Origin of the sequence: Acidaminococcus sp. AM33-14BH (assembly GCF_003603525.1) — a bacterium.
Lineage (GTDB): Bacteria > Bacillota > Negativicutes > Acidaminococcales > Acidaminococcaceae > Acidaminococcus > Acidaminococcus intestini.
In genome coordinates, this window is the sequence record NZ_QTNG01000003.1 from 143,028 (window position 1) to 160,857 (window position 17,830).

General features: G+C 49.0%; 14 protein-coding genes. All 14 read right to left on the reverse strand.

The window, feature by feature from the left end; genetic code table 11:
- Position 1 precedes the first annotated feature (1 nt).
- The 14 genes from DW817_RS03320 to dapG all read right to left on the reverse strand — a co-directional run bounded on the left by DW817_RS03320 (position 2) and on the right by dapG (position 17,825).
- Positions 2-1,600: a DEAD/DEAH box helicase gene (locus tag DW817_RS03320; RefSeq protein ID WP_009016292.1), complete on the reverse strand. Its 1,599-nt coding sequence runs from the start codon at positions 1,598-1,600 to the stop codon at positions 2-4.
- Between the two features lie 31 nt (positions 1,601-1,631).
- On the reverse strand, positions 1,632-2,873 hold the full coding sequence (locus tag DW817_RS03325; protein WP_009016291.1) for a competence/damage-inducible protein A: 1,242 nt from the start codon (positions 2,871-2,873) through the stop codon (positions 1,632-1,634).
- A gap of 7 nt (positions 2,874-2,880) precedes the next feature.
- Positions 2,881-4,209, reverse strand: coding sequence for a 30S ribosomal protein S12 methylthiotransferase RimO (rimO, locus tag DW817_RS03330; protein WP_120111053.1), 1,329 nt, complete (start codon positions 4,207-4,209; stop codon positions 2,881-2,883).
- A 19-nt stretch (positions 4,210-4,228) separates the two neighbouring features.
- On the reverse strand, positions 4,229-5,425 hold the full coding sequence (locus DW817_RS03335; protein WP_009016289.1) for a helix-turn-helix domain-containing protein: 1,197 nt from the start codon (positions 5,423-5,425) through the stop codon (positions 4,229-4,231).
- A complete protein-coding gene (locus DW817_RS03340) occupies positions 5,422-7,827 on the reverse strand; it encodes a DNA translocase FtsK (protein ID WP_120111056.1) in 2,406 nt (801 codons plus the stop codon). Before DW817_RS03340 ends, DW817_RS03335 begins: the two co-directional genes overlap by 4 nt.
- 28 nt (positions 7,828-7,855) lie before the next feature.
- On the reverse strand, positions 7,856-9,532 hold the full coding sequence (locus DW817_RS03345; RefSeq protein ID WP_009016287.1) for a ribonuclease J: 1,677 nt from the start codon (positions 9,530-9,532) through the stop codon (positions 7,856-7,858).
- 292 nt (positions 9,533-9,824) lie between these two features.
- A complete protein-coding gene (locus tag DW817_RS03350) occupies positions 9,825-10,808 on the reverse strand; it encodes a TAXI family TRAP transporter solute-binding subunit (RefSeq protein ID WP_014128459.1) in 984 nt (327 codons plus the stop codon).
- A 12-nt stretch (positions 10,809-10,820) separates the two neighbouring features.
- Entirely contained in the window at positions 10,821-11,744 is a 924-nt protein-coding gene (locus DW817_RS03355; protein WP_009016285.1) for an NAD-dependent epimerase/dehydratase family protein, read from the reverse strand.
- A complete protein-coding gene (locus DW817_RS03360) occupies positions 11,744-12,745 on the reverse strand; it encodes a lysylphosphatidylglycerol synthase transmembrane domain-containing protein (RefSeq protein ID WP_014128458.1) in 1,002 nt (333 codons plus the stop codon). The genes DW817_RS03355 and DW817_RS03360 overlap by 1 nt, the downstream gene beginning before the upstream one ends.
- 96 nt (positions 12,746-12,841) lie before the next feature.
- On the reverse strand, positions 12,842-13,804 hold the full coding sequence (gene rnhC / locus DW817_RS03365) for a ribonuclease HIII (protein ID WP_009015248.1): 963 nt from the start codon (positions 13,802-13,804) through the stop codon (positions 12,842-12,844).
- A gap of 54 nt (positions 13,805-13,858) precedes the next feature.
- Entirely contained in the window at positions 13,859-14,725 is an 867-nt protein-coding gene (locus tag DW817_RS03370; protein ID WP_021736786.1) for an Asp23/Gls24 family envelope stress response protein, read from the reverse strand.
- On the reverse strand, positions 14,722-15,570 hold the full coding sequence (locus DW817_RS03375; protein ID WP_120111060.1) for a PHP domain-containing protein: 849 nt from the start codon (positions 15,568-15,570) through the stop codon (positions 14,722-14,724). Before DW817_RS03375 ends, DW817_RS03370 begins: the two co-directional genes overlap by 4 nt.
- A 124-nt stretch (positions 15,571-15,694) precedes the next feature.
- Positions 15,695-16,588 (reverse strand): 4-hydroxy-tetrahydrodipicolinate synthase, encoded by an 894-nt coding sequence (gene dapA, locus DW817_RS03380; protein ID WP_120111064.1) that lies wholly within the window; start codon positions 16,586-16,588, stop codon positions 15,695-15,697.
- Between the two features lie 4 nt (positions 16,589-16,592).
- A complete protein-coding gene (dapG, locus tag DW817_RS03385) occupies positions 16,593-17,825 on the reverse strand; it encodes an aspartate kinase (RefSeq protein ID WP_009015252.1) in 1,233 nt (410 codons plus the stop codon).
- Between the last annotated feature and the right edge of the window lie 5 nt (positions 17,826-17,830).

The window sequence follows — 17,830 nt, forward strand, 5'->3', positions numbered from 1 at the left end:
CTTATCTCCGTGCTTTAGCGGGCTCCATGTTGACGCGGAATCCGCGAATGGTATTTTTATGCATCACGGCCATGACTTTTTCTGCTGAGTCGGCAGGAACTTCAACAAAACTGAATTTGTCATAGATGCTGATGCGGCCAATCGATTTTGCTGGAATCTCGGCTTCGATGGCAATGCTTTGGATGATATCCCGTACCGTGACTTTGGCACTGCGGCCGATGTTGATAAATAGTCTAACCATGCCGGGGCGAGCCCCCGTGTTGGCAAGAGCTTCAGGCAGCGCATCCGCAGTCTGGGGCTCTTCCAAAGCTTTATTTCCTTCCTGCATGAATTTGATAGCGGCCGCCGCAATATCATGAATGTCATAATCATTTTCCAGGGCTTCTGCAATAGGCAGATAATCATGATATTGATTTTGTTCAAGAATGCTCTGCATTTTGGAAATGATTTGTTCCCGCTGTTTTTCAAGGACATTGGCATCGGTCGGAAGCTGGCCGCGGATGATTTTCGTCTTTACGCTTCGTTCAATGAGCTTTAACTGACGGAATTCACGAGGAGTGATAAAGGTCAAGGCGACGCCGGTATTGCCGGCGCGACCAGTACGGCCAATGCGGTGGACGTAGCTTTCCGGATCCTGGGGAACATCGAAATTCACCACGTGGGTGATATTGTCAATGTCAATACCGCGGGCCGCTACATCTGTTGCAACGAGGATATCAACCTGATCTTGACGGAATTTCTTCATTACCCGATCACGCTGCGTCTGGCTCAGGTCCCCATGGAGGCCTTCCGCCTCATAGCCACGGGTGGCAAGAGCAATGACCAGTTCATCCACGCCTTTCTTGGTGCGGCAGAAAATGATCATCTTGCAGTCATCTGTCGTATCAAGGATTCGGCACAGACCATCCACTTTATCGCGCGTTTCATAATAATATTGATCAATGGTCGGAGCCGTCACAATTTCCTTGTGGATGGCTACCACCTTTGGTGTCCGCATGTACTTTTTACTGATGCTCAAGATTGGACGGGGCATCGTCGCTGAAAAAAGCATGGTCTGCCGTTCTGGCGGAACTTCCTTGATGATGGTCTCAATATCTTCAATGAACCCCATATCAAGCATTTCATCCGCTTCATCAAGGACGAGGAAGTGGATATGGTCCAAACTGATGGTGCCGCGGCGCAAATGATCCAAAAGGCGGCCCGGGGTCCCAATAACGACCTGGACGCCATGTTTCAGGCTCCGAATCTGGCGTTCAATCGGCTGTCCGCCATATACAGGCAGGACATGGACACGCTTCAGCCGGCCAATTTTGCTGATTTCTTCTGCCACCTGGATGCATAGTTCCCGTGTTGGGGACATGACCAAGGCCTGGACATGGCGATTCTTTTCATCAATGGATTGGATGATGGGAATGCCGAAAGCCGCTGTCTTGCCCGTACCGGTTTGAGCCTGTCCGATGATATCATCCCCTTCAAGTGCAAGGGGAATGGCCCCTTTCTGGATGGGTGACGGTTCCTCAAAGCCCATGTCTTTCAGGGCAGAGAGAATCTTTTTGTCAAGGTTCAGGTCTTCAAAGGTCGTAATTGTTGGTTCTGTCATAGGTTCTCCTAACATACTTGTTTGGCACGATTCATTTCTTAGCTTCATCCATGGCAAGGGCCATGGCGTTCATTGCTGCACGGAGTTTGACGGTCGTGCGCGAAGCCCGATAGCGAAGTTCCTGTACAACCGTGCCATGCTTTGTTGCACAGGCTTCATAAACCAGTCCTACCGGTTTGTCCGGTGAACCGCCTGTAGGACCTGCAATCCCTGTAATACTGACCCCAATATCGCTGCGCATTAAACGGCGCACCCCTTCAGCCATAGCAATCGCCGTTTCCTTGGATACCGCCGTATACGTATCGAGCGTTTCCTGGGGAACGCCCAGGATCTCATGTTTGACCTGATTGGTATAGGAAACAACGGAACCAATGAGGTATTCCGAACTTCCCGGTACATCGGTCACCAGACTTGAGGCAAGCCCTCCCGTGCAGGATTCTGCAAAAGCGATGGTCATGCCCTTAGCACGCAGCAACTTTCCCAGTGCTTCCCCCAAAGTCTCATAGTCAGTTCCGTAAATATATTCTCCAACTTTGGCACGGATCTTGGTCTCCTCGTTGTGAATGAGTGCCATACAATCTTCCAGGCTTGCAGCTTTTGCTGTGATCCGTACAAGGATTTCACCGCGGCGCGCGTATAGTGCCACTGTCGGATTGGTCTGTGCCATGATAATGTCATCAAGTTTTTCGGCTGTCATGGATTCGGTCAACCCTTTTAGATGAAGAATGCGGGAATGGATGATCCCTTGACTTTGGAATTTCTGGCGAAGGTAAGGCATCATCTCGTTTTCAAGGACGAACTTAGTTTCTTCAGGCGGTCCTGGCAGCAGGATTAAAACCTTGCCGCCATTTGTTTCAATCGCCATACCCGGTGCGGTTCCCACATCATTATTGAAAATGACCGCCCCTTCCGGTACATAGGCCTGTTTCCGGTTATTGGGGCTCATGACAAGTCCGCGAGAGGCAAAATAAGCCTCCATCTTTTTCAGCCATTCCTCACTCAGCACAAGGGGACGGCCAAGAAAATCGGCAACGGTCTGAGCTGTAATATCGCCTCTTGTGGGGCCTAAGCCGCCCGTAAGGATGATGATCTGGGCACGCGTTTGCGCAATGGAAAGGGCAGCTAAAAGGCGCTTTTGATTATCTCCCACCGTTGATTGATAAAGGACACTGAAACCGGCGTCATTCAGGGTTCTTGACAGGAGCTGGAAACTCGTATTAAGGATATCCCCCAATAAAAGTTCCGTTCCCGTACTGATGATTTCTACATCCACAGAACATTCACTCCTTTACGAGGTGAGAAACAGCCTCATACGTAAAGCCTTGATCGATCTGGACGTTGACAAAGTCCCCTACCCGAAGTCCCTTGGCACCTTCAATAAAGATCTTACCGTCAATATCAGGAGCTTCCGCATAGGACCGCGCCACAGCAAGGTCCGGATTTTTTTCATCATGTCCCTCCACAAGAACTGTCAGGACCTTTCCTTCCCGTTCCTGTTGGATTTCCTCAGAAATCTTGGCTTGCAGTGCCATCAAGCGATGATAGCGTTCCTGCTTGGTTGCTTCATCGATCTGGTTTTTCATGGCACCTGCCTCGGTTTCCTCTTCCTGTGAATAGGTAAAGACACCTGCGCATTGGAAGTGTTCTTTTTGAGCAAAATCAAGGAGTTCCTCGAATTGCGCTTCAGTTTCTCCTGGAAAGCCGACAATAAAAGTCGTCCGCAGGCAGATGTCAGGCATCCTGTTGCGAAGTTTAGCAAGGAGCATTTCAACCTGTTCCCGCGTATCCCTACGGCGCATGGTCTTTAAAAGAGAATTGCTGGCGTGCTGCAGCGGAAGGTCAACATAGTGGCAAACCTTCTTGCATTGGGCCATGGTCTCTATGAGTTCATCAGAAAAGGATTCGGGATAACAGTATAGGATGCGGATCCATGTTAAGGCAGGGATCTCATTCAGATCACGCAAAAGCTCGGAAAGACGCAGTTTGTGGTATAAATCAATCCCGTACTGCGTCGTATCTTGCGCAACAAGGATAACTTCCCGCGTACCCTGCTGAACCAAGGATTTTACTTCTTCTACAATTTCCTCATAGGGTCGGCTGCGATATGGTCCCCGTATTTTTGGAATAGCACAATAGGAGCAGCGATTGCTGCAGCCTTCGGCAATCTTCACATAAGCTGTATATTGCGGAGTGGAAAGGACGCGGCTCTTAGGCTGGGAGTATTGCTTAGGCGCTTCAAGCAGCACAAAACGCTCTCCCTTTTCCACGCGATCAATGACCGACCCAATGGCATCATAACATTCTGTTCCGATAATTGCATCCACTTCGGGCATCTGTTTAAAAAGTTCGTGGGCATAACGCTGACCCAAGCAGCCCGTCATAATGAGTTTACGATGGGAATCTATTTTCTTATATTCTGCCATCTGCAGGATGGTATTGATGGATTCGGTTTTGGCACTTTCGATGAAACCGCAGGTATTGACGATAATGATGTCGGCATGGGATGGATCATTAGTCAGTTCCCATTTACGGTCACGGATAAGTCCCATCATGACCTCAGAATCAACGAGGTTCTTAGGGCATCCTAGGCTTACAACTCCTATTTTCAACTTGGACTCCTCTCTTTATTTACTGGGCACGGAAAGTCTTGCTCATGGTCCCCCACTCTGTATCCTTCAATTTATAGTCTTTTCCGTTGACCTTGATGGATACGTCTCGAATACTGCCGAAACTCAGTTTAACAGTGGATTTTCCATTGTACGTTCTTGTCGACCCAGCACTGACCGTAGCCGTTTCCACACGTTTACCGTCAATATCGGCTTCCGTCCAGACGGGTTTATTATACGTAACTGTTACCGTGACCCCATTTTTCTGTTCTTTTCCAAAGGCTTTGGTGTCCCCCTTTTTTTCTTCCTTTGTCTCCGGCTGTTTCTCTTCTTTTTTTGCTTCTTCCGCCTTCCTGGTTGAAGAATTTTCACTCTTTACACTGTCAGATAGACTCGTCGTAGCAGGGATTTCCGGCATGGTCTTGCCGCCAAACAGGAAATAAGCCATGACCACACAGAAGATCCCAAAGAAAATGGCAAATACAATGCCGAAGATCCGAATATTTAGATAGGCACTGACACCCTTCCGATTGTCTTGACGTTCCTTTTTTTGATAGGCATAAAGCGGGCTTTCCTGTCTATCCTCGCCGTTTTCTAACGCCTCATCGTCAGCGTCGTCATCTTCGTCATCATCCTCGTCGACTTCTTCATACAGGATGCTTTCAATGAAATGGCGCAGTTTCTTAACGATACCAGATTCCTCTTTTTGATTTTCATCGGGTTCCGGTTCATCATCGATTTCCTTGATGACGGCCTGCACTTTCGGGGTAGTCTTTTCTTGTTCTTCTTCGAATGCTTCCTCTTCTTCCCACGAGCGTCTCGCCTCTTCCATCATGGAAGGGGTCACAACCATGGTGCGCTCTTCGTCGTTTTCGGGCGTGGCATCTGCTGTGGAAGCAGGGGAAGAAGCGGGCTCCTGCAGGACTTCGGGCTGTTCTTTTACATCCGAAGGAGCTGCCTTCAAGGGTTCATGCAGGGCTTCTGGTGTGGCAAGGCCCTTTGTGTAAGCTTCGACAAGATCATTGCCATTTTCTTCAAGGAAGTTGCCGTAATTCCGGATAAACCCTTTGATAAACACATCTCCAGGAATCTTCTCAAAATCACCGGATTCGAGAGCGGTAAGATATTGCTCCCGGATGCCAGTCTGGGATGCCACTTCCTCCAGAGTTATATTTTTTTCGCATCTCCGCTGCTTTAGGTATTCTCCAATATGCTTCATGAAAAGTCAGCCTCTTTCTTTGGGTTCTTGGTAAAGAAACGTTCCGCAATGGCAGTCTCACTCATTATGAGACTGCGGGGCTTGCTCCCTTCACTGGGACCTACAATTCCCTTTTCTTCCATCATATCTACAAGCCGGGCGGCACGGGTATAGCCGATACGGAACTTTCGCTGGAGCATGGAACTGGATGCCTGGTGGGTAGAAACAACAAGACGCAAGGCATCTTCAAATAAGTCGTCCTCAGCCTCGTCCTCCCCTTCCCCAGCAGCATGCTTTTTCTTATCTTCTGATAGGGCTTGGGTCGTTACTTCTTCCTCATACGCGGTCGGAATGGATTCAGATTTGATGAAGTCAACAATCCGTCCCAATTCCTCGTCGGTGATGAAGGCGCCTTGGACACGGGTTGGCTTATTGGCACCTGTCGGGAAATAAAGCATATCCCCACGGCCCAAAAGGTTTTCAGCCCCGCTCATATCAAGGATGGTCCGGCTATCCGTATTGGAGGATACAGCAAAGGCAATCCGCGAAGGGATATTGGCCTTGATGGTCCCCGTAAGGACGTCGACACTCGGACGCTGTGTCGCAAGGATCAAATGGATTCCAGCAGCACGGGCCTTTTGGGCAAGACGCAGGATTGCGTCTTCTACATCGACGGCGGCAACCATCATGAGGTCACTTAATTCGTCGATGATGACAACAATAAAGGGCAGGGCTTCATCAGCAGGAACAACGGCGTTATAGTCGTCAATCTTTCTCACTTGCGTTTTTGCAAAAAGGCTGTAGCGCCGTTCCATCTCAACAACAGCCCAATGAAGGGCCGAGGCGGCCTGTTTAGGCCCTGTAACAACGGGGGTCAAAAGATGGGGAATGCCATTGTAATTTGTCAGTTCTACGACCTTTGGGTCAACAAGGATAAGTTTGACCTCGTTCGGTTTTGCCCGATAAAGAAGACTGGCAATGATGGTATTGATGCAAACGGATTTACCAGACCCGGTAGAACCGGCAATCAGCAAATGAGGCATCTTGCTGAGATCGGCCACAATAACACGGCCGGAGATATCCTTGCCGAGACCGACGCAAAGTTTTCCTTTGGCGTTACGGATTTCATCACAGTCCACGATGGAACGGAATGTCACAGCCTCACTGTAGCGGCTCGGTACCTCAATCCCAATGGCAGCCTTGCCTGGGATTGGCTCAATACGGACGCTCGTCACGGCAAGCTTCAAGGCAATATCTTCAGCTAGATTCTGGATCTTGTTCACCTTGACACCGGGAGCCGGTTCCAGTTCATACCGCGTAACAGAAGGCCCTTTGGTGACATTGACAAGGGCCGCCTTAACACCAAAATCGGTCAGCGTCTTTTCAATGATGTGCCCCTGGGTTTCCATTTCCTGGCGAGAATGGTTTCGATTGACAGGTCGCGGTGGGTTAAGAAGCGTCAAGGGAGGAAATTCATAGCTGGACGCATCGGCTTGTTCAACTGTGCTAAGGGCAGTACCCTCTGCCTGAGCTTTGGATACGGCTGTCTGTGTTTTTTCTTTCTCCGTTCCTGCCGGCTCATCGGGAATATTCGGTGGGATGACAGGTTCATAGGGCACATATTCTGGTTCCTTTTCCACAGCCGGTGACTGGGCTGCCAAAGTGCCCTCAATTTCATCCTTATCAAATTTAACAAGTGGTTTTGTACTCGATAGGGCTCCCTTGATGATCTCACTGATGCTCTGATGCTTAGGGCCCTCGGTTTGGGCCTCTTGATCTATTTGTGCTTCTTCCTGCCGCTCCTGATCATAAATTTCCCGTTTCCGCTTTCTGCGAGCATCTTGGTAATCATTCCATTTCTGAGCGGCTGTCATGGCTCCGTTCTTCATCTCTTCCCCAGCTGCCTTCAAGGGTTTGCTGAGGGAGAAGCGATTTGTCAGGACCAAGGAAATCAAGGTCAGGGCAATGAGCAGAATAAAGGTCCCAATACGGCCTGCAATCTTTGTGAAAACAAACACGATGGCGCCTCCAAGGAGGCCGCCACCGATAGGTAATGATTCTGGCAGGATTTCAGCCCCTTCCGGGATCACACTGGCATGCCAGAGGGAAAGAAGGGACACCAAAAAAAGCAGGATGGAAAAGAATCTTTTGGAGAACTGGAGACGCTTATGATTCACAACATAGCCTAACCCCAAAATCACCAAATAGATAGGAAGAAGCAAAGCGCCCCTTCCCAGACCCATGGTCAGGAAATAATGGGCAGAATCTCCCAAAAAACCGACTTCGGGATACCAAAGGCTTACAGCCATGAAGAGGCCAAGAGCAGCATATACGATCCCAAGGGCCTCAAGCTTGTAGGAAAAACCATTTTCCCCGGCCTTTGTCCTCTTCTTTGTATTCTTTGGCTGCGTTTTTTTCTTCACGGCAATCCTTCCTTATTTTATCAGACAGTTAAACTTCCATGATCAACGGTAAAATCATGGGACGGCGTCTCGTTTTTTCAAAGAGATAACGCCCCAAGGAATCCCGTACGGCGGACTTCAAGCTGGACCATTCCGTCACATGGCTTTCCCGGCATTTATCAAGAGTGGAGAGAACCCGGTCACGTGCGCCTTCCATGAGTTCTTCCGATTCACGGACATAGACAAATCCGCGGGAGACAATATCAGGACCAGCAGCAATGGAATAATTACTGTGATCAATAGTTACCACAACGATGAGAATCCCATCTTGTGAGAGCTGGCGGCGGTCGCGAAGAACGACATTGCCGACATCGCCTACGCCAAGTCCGTCGATGAGGGTCTTGCCGGCTGTTACGTGGCCGCTGATTCCAATGGAGTTCGGAGTTACATCCACAACAGATCCATTTTCAGCAATGACGACATTATCCTTATTCATGCCAAGCTGCATAGCGAGCTTCTTATGAAGCACGAGGTGACGGTATTCACCGTGGACCGGCATAAAAAATTTTGGACGGATCAGTCGATGCATCATCTTGATTTCTTCCTGACTGGCGTGACCGGAAACGTGAATGCCCCGCTCCCGTCCATAGACGACCTCCGCTCCGAGCTTATAGAGGTTGTCTATGGTGTGCCCCACGCCGCGCTCATTTCCTGGAATCGGAGTAGCGGAAATGATGACCGTATCGCCGGGCATGATGGACACTTTTTTATGCTCACTATTGCTCATACGGGTAAGGGCGCTCATGGGTTCCCCCTGACTGCCCGTCGTAATGATGGCAATTTGACGCGGTGAATAGTTGCGTGTTTCATCAATATCAATGAGTACACCTTTAGGAATCTTGAGATATCCCATCTCGCTGGCAATATTGACGACATTGACCATGCTGCGTCCAATGACGGCAACCTTGCGGCGCGTCATGACAGCTGCGTCAATGACCTGCTGCAGGCGATGGACGTTGGAGGAAAAGGTGGCCACGATGATCCGGTTCTTGGCAGCCCTGAACTGTTCATCGAGCGTTTTTCCTACATTCTTTTCACTGGGCGTAAATCCAGGCCGTTCAATATTTGTTGAATCAGCCAGCAGAAGCAGGACGCCTTTATCTCCAATTTCGGCAAGCCGTGCAAAGTCCGTAGGCTGGCCGTCAACAGGGGTCTGATCGAATTTATAGTCACCCGTATGGACAATTGTACCCACAGGCGTATGGATTGCAAGAGATACCGCATCGGGGATGCTATGGTTCACATGGATGAATTCGACCCGAAAAGATCCAGCACGAACAGTGGCCCCAGCCTTGACCGCTTTGCACTTTTGATCTGAAACGCCATTTTCACGAAGACGGCCCGACAGGATTCCTAGCGTCAGTGGGCAGCCATAAACGGGGCAGTTCAGTTCCTTCATCACATAGGGCATGGCACCGATATGATCTTCATGACCGTGGGTCAGGAAGATTGCCTTGACCTTATCCTTGTTTTCAACAAGGTAGGAAAAATTTGGAATGACAAGATCGATCCCGAGCATTTCATCATCCGGGAAAGCAAGACCGGCATCAACCAGGATGATTTCCTCTCCGTAACGGAACGCGGTCATATTTTTACCAATTTCACCAAGACCACCCAAAGGGATGATGCTTATTTTTTTCTGTTGTCCTTTTGCCAAAAGGGACACCTCCTCAATTTTTTAGCGAAAGCTCGCAGCTCACCTTTAACACAAAAAAGAGACTGAAAGGCTTCCAAAAGTACGATAATCTATGAATTATGGGGTTTTAGATCCTAAAACCCATCAACCACGGGACGATGACAGTCCGTGGAAAATTCCTGTTTTACTCTGCTAACACAGAATCACGTTAAGAATAAGGGAAGGATATGGACCATCCTTCCCCTAATCCCTAGTATTTCATTATAACTTGTAGCGTCTAGATTTGCAACGGATTGGCGCAGAAAATCAGCCATTCTCCTCTTTATTGAGAAGATTCGCCCGGATTCTTCTTCTCCGAGCTCTCCCAACTTTCAGGAAACGGAATTCCTGAGGGCGTAAAAAGTGTCTGATTTGGAAAAGAAAGGAGGGAAACATCGCTTTTTTTGATCTCCCCCACCCCATTTTGGAGTAAGCTTCGCAGCGCCAGGGTCCTCTCCTTCGGGAGCGAGCTTGTTCCTACAAGTAGGACTGGAACAGAAAGGGTGGAAACAGGGCCCTCCATATAAGGATATGTCCCTAATTTGATTGTTGTTGGCAAATACAGTCCCGTCCGTTCAGCTAGCTCCTCAAAAGCGGCTCCCTCAAGAGGAATCAAGCGAAGGGCTCCGCCCGCGAGAGCTTCATTGATTTCCTTATCCGGTAAGCCCCCCATAACCAAAGCTGCGTCGACTCGACCGGAAGCTACAGCAGATAAAGCTTCTTGATCGGAAAGATACTGAAAGACCATATCCTGACGTTTCATATGGGCAGCACGCAACAAGGCACGAACTGTAACTTCCATGCCCGATCCAGGAGCGCCTACTGCGACTTTACAATCCTTGAGCTCCCTTATATCAGAGAGGGTGGAAAGTCGAGGCACCAGAAAATACAGTGTGCGGGACCCCAGATAACACAGTTCACGAAAATCCTGGTAAGGTTTTCCTTCGTAGAGTGCCTTTCCTGAAAAAACTGCTTCGGCAACGTCCTGCTGAACAATGGCCAAATCAGCTTTTCCTTGCTTCATAAGATCCAAAGAAGCCAGCGAGCCCGCCGTAGAAAGGGTACTTGTATCAAGGCCATCAAAATGAAGACTCAACAAGCGGCTGATGGCAACCGCTGCACGGGCATTGGTATTTGGTCCTTCATCAGCTGCCAGGCGCAGCTGAGGCATCGGTGCTGCAGCCGGTTGAGGCGCCGTCTCTTTTTTATGACAGGCGCTGACCAAAAAGAGACTGACCGCCAATAGGACCATGATAATCTTTTTCAAGAAAATCCCTCCTTACGGATGGGTAGAAAAATACGCAAGCGTACGGGAAAGGCCATCCTGAAGTGAAGTAAATGTCATAGGTCCGAGTTCTTTTTGAAGGGCTTCATGGGATAAAACCGAATCACGGATATCCCCTTTCCTCCTCGGTCCATATTGTACTGAAGGAATCTGTCCCGTGAGCTTTTCCATAACGGATAAAAGCGCATTGAGGGAAACCTTGCATCCTGTCGAAACGTTCAGCGTGGCAAGTCCTTCATAACTAAGGGAACGAACCATTGTTTCCGCAATATCACCTACATAAATAAAGTCCCGGGTCTGCTGACCGTCGCCAAAAACGGTAAGGGGCTTATGTTCGTGAAGAAGACGGGCAAAAATACTGATGACACCGCCCTCACCCGTTTCTCCCTGCCGCTCGCCATAGACATTGGCAAATCGCAGGATGATTCCATGCATCCCGTAAAGTAAGCAGTAGAGACGAATGTAGGATTCTGCCGTCACCTTGGATAGACCGTAGAAAGAAGTCGGCGCTGGGATTTCCTTTTCCGTAAGGGGAAGATGCTGATTATCCCCATAGACGGCCGCACTCGATGAAAAGATGATTCGCTTGACACCGCTCTTGCGGCAGCCTTCCAATAGATTAATTAGCCCTTTGATGTTGATGTCCGCATCAACCAAAGGATATTCCATGGAAAAAGGCACCAAGGTTTGGGCAGCTAGGTGGATGACTGTATCAAACTTTTCCTGTAGCAGGAAATCAATCAATGCTTTATCCCGCACGTCCATTTGCACCAAATTCATCGAAAGAGGGACATATTCCTTGAATCCTGAAGAGAGATTATCCAGGACAGTTACGGAAAGTCCAGGAACTTCACTGCATTTTTCCAAGATGTGGGATCCAATGAAACCTGCCCCACCGGTCACTAGGATTTTTTTCATCAGTCGATGTTCCTCCTCCGAATCTGCGTCAACACATCAAGGCCAAAACTTTTGATTGTGACGATGGCCCCAATCGTAAAGGGAATATATTCACAGAAAAAGCGCCACATAACGGCCACTACACCGGCCACACCCGCTGGAAGCAAGGAGTTGAAAAGGACCAGAAATCCCCCTTCCGCAACCCCAGTACCGCCGGGAGTCGGCGTAAAGTATAAAACAAGGTTGATGAGACACATCCGTCCCATAATGATATGAAGTGGAATATTGGTAATGCCAAAGGCGTAAATAAAAACGGGCACAACCGAATAAATAAAAAGCAGGCTGAGACCGGATTCAATAAATGCTCGAAGAACTTGCTTGGGATTCTTGAAAAGCAGGAGCAGGGCCTGCTGGAAATCACGGTACCAAAGAAAGACCGCTTCCTGAACCTTTGGGGAAAAGCGGCGGCAGAACCGAACCAGCCATTTTTCAAAGCGTCCTGTAACGATACAGTAAATCAGCATGCCAGGTGCAAAAATAAAGAAGGCACAAACGAGGGCAATGACGCTGGGCGGCATCCAGCTCACAAGACTCGGATCAAAATAAAAGACAACTGGCACAGTGAGGAAAAGAAACAAAATGGACATAACGGTCCTGACAATGATGATCAAGGTTGATTTAGCAACTGAAACGCCCGCTTTTTTCATGAACATCAGCTGGGCAATCCCGCCGCCTCCTTGGCCCGGGGTCAAAAGGGCCAGAAAATAGTTGCTGAAGACAACATTGAACACGTGCTTATAGTCCATCTTTTCATCAGAAAGATGAGTCAGCGTAATAAGTCGTGTCCCGTCAAAGAAAAGACCTACACCGAGAAGGAAAAGGGCCAGCAGGGCGTACTGCGGACGAAATGTCGTCAGATAATCCAAGGCCCTGCGATCAAAGGTAAAATAGATGACGCCGGCGGAGACACAGACAACGACAAAAAAGAGGACGAGAAGCATGCGAAAAATTTGTTTATTCATGGAAAGACCTTCCCATCAAAATTTCACGAAAGTGATGAGTGCTACATAACCCTCTTATTATATCATAGGTTAGAGAACAAGAAAACAGACAAGGAGCTATCCCTTGAGATTCTTTGTATTGGCAAAATGCAGTTTGGCGTAATGGCCAAGGCGTTCTCGCCCTTCCTGCTGGATGATTTTTTCTGCAGCTCGTGTTGCCTGGGCGCCGCCTCCAAAAGGAAGTTCAAAACCAGCCTCCTGGGATAACTCCTCCATCTTCTTGAGAAACAGGGAACGAGCTAGAATTGAGGCTGCCGCCACGGCCATATCCGCTTCTCCCTTCGTATGAGAATAAACAGAAAGACCAGGAACCGCTCTTTCCAGCTCATTTTTGATGTAAGGAGACCGGGTAAATTGGTCAACCAGGGCAAAATGACATTCCGGAACTTTTTTAAGGACAGTCATAATGGCCCCAATGTGATAAGTACTCAAAAGCGGATTCAGGTTCTGCGCCTTCTCATATTCCTCGTTGTACTGCTGGGGCATAAGGGCGGCCGCGGCACTTGCTTTGGCTATGGCATAGACTTGCGGCGCAAGCCTCCTAATCTTCGCGTCTGAGAGAGTCTTACTATCTCTAACCCCAAGGGCAAGAAGTTTTTTGGCACCAATTTCATCAAGAATGACGGCGGCTACGCACAAAGGGCCAAGATAGTCACCTTTTCCCGATTCGTCGCTGCCCGCCCATAACTCACCAGGCTTCTTGACCGCTCCTAAAAGGGTCAAAAGAGGCCCTACACCTTTTTCCCCAGATGGGGTTGAAGAAGCTGCGTCCATGCCAAAGACAACATTCCTCACTCGGTCAAAGAAGGGCCCCTCTTTCTGTGAAAGCACAGGACGCCATCCATCTTTTCCATTATAAATCGTGACAACAGCGCGCTCCCTACCATTGACCACGATGAGCTGGACGCCAAAGTTCACATTTTTTTGTTCAACAGGCTGGGACGCCAAAGTGCAAAGGTCCCTTTGAAGAGCGTGGATTCGCTCCAAAAAGACGGATTCTGGAAGTTTTTTGGACTTCATGGTTACGTGAGACTCCTTAGAGAAAAGAGAAAAGGAGGGCTTCCCCTCCCCCTCTTATGATTCGTGAGGTATGGCGGCAATGGTTTCTTCTTTCTTTTCACTGCGCACAGTCAAGCTTTTGATTGAAACATTGATATCCCGAACGGGCATACTGGTCATGCCTTCGACCTTAACCTTGATTTTGGCCTGCAGCTGCCTTACGACCTCAAAGATCTGGGCACCAAAGAACAGGACCAAATCCAGGTAAATGGTCATCCCTTTATTGGTATCTGCCGGACGCCGGACCTTGATGGCGGAAATCCGGTCCACATCCTTGTTTTTCTGAACCACAATACGAACGATATCACTGACGACATAATCGGTCACAGAAATCTTTCCATAGTAACTAAAGGCAGGTCTGACAATGGATTTTTCAGGCAGATCCTTGTGTTTCTTATTGCGGCCAAAAAGACGATGGGGTAAATCCACAAGAACACCCGATAGATGCGGCTTCAGTTCGATAGTCGGAACAGGAACGATATGTTTTCCTTCCTTTATGCGCGTATCACGAGCTTTTTTCATTTCCCGAGTCGTGGCAATATCCTGGATATGGACAAATTCCGAAGGCACCGGCAATGCAAGCCGTTTGCAAATGGTTACCGCCATTTTGTCACTGGTTCCAATGACAAGCAGACAGCTAATCCGGCTATGCTGAATAGCTTCCTTGACCTCATCGCAGTGGTCCTTTTCCATAAAAATAGCCCGTTTGACCGCCTGCACTTTATTCTGTTCGGTCTTGGCCGATTTTCCTGCTAAAATCTTTGTGCCTTCAATAAGCAATCCATCATCGATGATGCCATCACAGCCATGCTGGTGCGCCACACTGATGGCACGAAAACTTTTGCCGGTTCCACTTGGGCCTGTAAAAGCAATCACTTTCATTTTGCATTCCCCCTGTTTTGAGGGTATGTGACAATCTCCGATACTGCATCATACGGAATCGAAAATTCCCCTAAGTGCATGGGAAACCGCCCCGGATTGCCATGTAGGTCGCTTCCGCCGCTGACCATGAGATGATACTTTTTCGCGATGGCAAGCCAATCATGTTTGTTTTTTTCCTGCAGAACGGACGGGTGGAAGACTTCCATCCCATCCATGACCCTGCTATGAAGGATTTCCTCTACATAGGAAAGATTTTCAATCTCTGCCGGATGAGCAAGGACGGCAATTCCACCGGCTTTGTGGATGATCCGGGCAGCCTCGAAGGGACTCATCTTGACCTGACGGAGATAAGCTGGTTTTCCTGCCGCGATGAGCGTATCAAAAACGTCCTTTACGGTTGGAAAATACCCCTTTTTGACGAGAACGCGGGCAATATGGGGACGCCCAAGGCTATGGGCGCCTGCTGCTTCCCTCTTTACTTCCTGAAAGGAAAGCTCATATCCCAGGGATTGGATTTTTTCAATGATCTTCATGACCCGTTCCACCCTTCCGCTGCGGTTCCAGGCAAGGGCCTGCTGGAAAATTGGGACGGCAGGATCAAAGTGGAACCCTAGAACATGGACATCCTTTCCTTTATAATCCGTATCCATCTCAACACCCCGGATCAGATGGATGCCATCCTGGCGCGCATCGATGACCTTTTTTGCTTCATCATAGGCAAGGGTATTATCATGGTCGGTAATGGCCATGGCGCATAGGTGAGCTTTTTCTGCTTCCCGTACAAGTTCCTCTGGTGTATTGACCCCATCTGAAAAGGTCGTATGCATATGCAGGTCCGCTAACATAAGTGCCGTTCCTCCATTCTTATATATGGTCATTATACCATAATTGACGCTAAAACGGAGAACGGACTCATAAACTCCCTATAAAACAAAAAATGACGCTGTCAATCACGACAGCGCCAGTTCCTCACTTTAGTAATCCTGTTTCTTTCCAAGCCTGATGGACCTTTTGGCGTTCTTCTGCCGTCATAGGGCAAAGCGGCAGGCGGTAAGGTCCCGGAGTAAAAGGTGTCATCAATCCGACAGCTTCCTTGATGGGAATTGGATTGCTGACAAGGAACATAGAATCAGCTTGAGGAACCATGACCTTATTGAGTTCACGTGCCCGGACTACATCCCCTTTTTCAAAGCTTTGCATCAAATCCTGAAGAAGTTCACCGCCTACATTGCTGCGGACAGAAATGAGGCCGCAGGCGCCGACCGCAAAAAAGGGCAGGGTCAGACCGTCATCTCCACTATAGATGGAGAAATCTTCCGGCATGATGCGATAAAGCTCCGCTACTTGGGATACGTTTCCGGAAGCTTCCTTGATACCCACGATATTGGGACAATTTTTGACAAGCCGGGCCATGGTAAGCGGTTTGATATTGGTTCCTGTGCGGCCAGGAACATTGTAGACCAAGATAGGTAATTTGGTATGTTCAGCAACCGTCTTGAAATGCTGATAGAATCCTTCCTGGGAAGGCTTGTTATAAAAAGGACCAACAACAAGAACGCCGTCGGCGCCGACTTCTTCAGCAAGTTTGTTCATGTTGAGGGTCTGGGCCGTATCATTGGATCCAGTCCCAACGATGACAGGAGCTCTTCCGTCAAGCTTCTTGATAACAGCCGTAAACAGTTCCCTTTTCTCATCATAGGTCAGGGTTGGCGCTTCACCGCTTGTACCAGCGACGAGAATGGCGTCAGAACCATGATCGACAAGCCAGGAAGCAAATTCGGCAGTTCCTTCAGCATTGAGGGATCCATCTTCGTGGAAAAACGTAATCATTGCAGTAATAAGGCGTCCAAAATAGGGCTTCATGAGACTATTCTCCTTCCTGGGTTGCAAATGCGCTGTGAAGGGCGCAAACCGCGGTCTTCACGTCGCGTTCTTCGATAATGGCGGAAACGAGGTTGTCAGAATCGGTTGTCTGCAGGATTTTTACCCCAGCTGCCGTGAGGGCCCCAACAAAGCGAGCCATGACCCCGGGCGTACCGCCCATATGGGAACCCACGACCGTCACCTTGGCACATTCCTTAGTGAGGGTATAATGGTATCCCTCGGCTTTGAGGACTTCCTCCGCTTTCGGGGCATTGACCGTATAGACCGCAAACATAAGGGACTGAGGCTGGAAACTCAAACTCCCAATGCTGACACCGTGAGAAGCCAAATCTTTAAAGACCCTGCTGCCATTATTGGACGTATCCTGCGACAGGTCCACTTGGAAGAAGGAAAGATCCTTGAGGCTGGCAACTCCACTGGCATGATTGCTTTCAACATCATCCTGACTTTCCAGGGTATCAATCTTGTCATCCGTCGTGATAAGGGTACCCGGTGCATCAGAAAAGGTGCTTTTAACGACCATGGGTACCCCATATCGCATGACAATCTCAACGGCGCGGGGATGGATGACCTTGGCACCTTGATGCGCCATTTCACGGATTTCGTCATAGGAAATCTGCTTGATGATCTTGGCATCGGAAACAATGCGGGGGTCGGCCGTCATGACGCCATCGACATCGGTATAAATTTCTACTTTTTCAGCATCTACGGCAACCCCAAAAGCCGCGGCTGACGTGTCACTGCCGCCGCGTCCCAAGGTCGTAATGCTGCCATCCATATCAGTGACACCTTGGAATCCACAGATGACAGGAATGATCCCTTGTTCGACAAGGGTTTTCAGTGTCTTGGGACGGACTGTCTTGATCTTGGCATTGCCAAAATTTCCATCTGTCACCATACCAGCCTGTCCACCTGTCAAGGCTTTGGCCTTGAAGCCTTCCTTCTGCAGGGTGGAAGCCATAACCGTTGAAGAAATGATTTCCCCACAGGCCATCATAAGGTCCAATTCATGCACATCCGGGTCAGGATTGACGGAACGGAGCATTTCAATCAGCGTGTCTGTTGCATAAGGGTCTCCCCTGCGGCCCATGGCAGAAACAACGACAATGGGCGCATAGCCTCCATCGACGGCTTCCTTTACTTTCTTGACAACGAGTTGACGGGTCTGGGGTGTAGCCACACTCGTTCCGCCGAATTTTTGTACGATGATTTTCATCTGCG

Bases quoted from the DNA above. Each gene is read 5' to 3' on its own strand.
- DW817_RS03320 (WP_009016292.1), bottom strand. From the start codon at position 1,600: ATGACAGAACCAACAATTACGACCTTTGAAGACCTGAACCTTGACAAA.
- DW817_RS03335 (WP_009016289.1), bottom strand. From the start codon at position 5,425: ATGAAGCATATTGGAGAATACCTAAAGCAGCGGAGATGCGAAAAAAAT.
- DW817_RS03355 (WP_009016285.1), bottom strand. From the start codon at position 11,744: ATGAAAAAAATCCTAGTGACCGGTGGGGCAGGTTTCATTGGATCCCAC.
- DW817_RS03360 (WP_014128458.1), bottom strand. From the start codon at position 12,745: ATGAATAAACAAATTTTTCGCATGCTTCTCGTCCTCTTTTTTGTCGTT.
- rnhC (WP_009015248.1), bottom strand. From the start codon at position 13,804: ATGAAGTCCAAAAAACTTCCAGAATCCGTCTTTTTGGAGCGAATCCAC.
- DW817_RS03370 (WP_021736786.1), bottom strand. From the start codon at position 14,725: ATGAAAGTGATTGCTTTTACAGGCCCAAGTGGAACCGGCAAAAGTTTT.
- DW817_RS03375 (WP_120111060.1), bottom strand. From the start codon at position 15,570: ATGTTAGCGGACCTGCATATGCATACGACCTTTTCAGATGGGGTCAAT.
- dapA (WP_120111064.1), bottom strand. From the start codon at position 16,588: ATGAAGCCCTATTTTGGACGCCTTATTACTGCAATGATTACGTTTTTC.
- dapG (WP_009015252.1), bottom strand. From the start codon at position 17,825: ATGAAAATCATCGTACAAAAATTCGGCGGAACGAGTGTGGCTACACCC.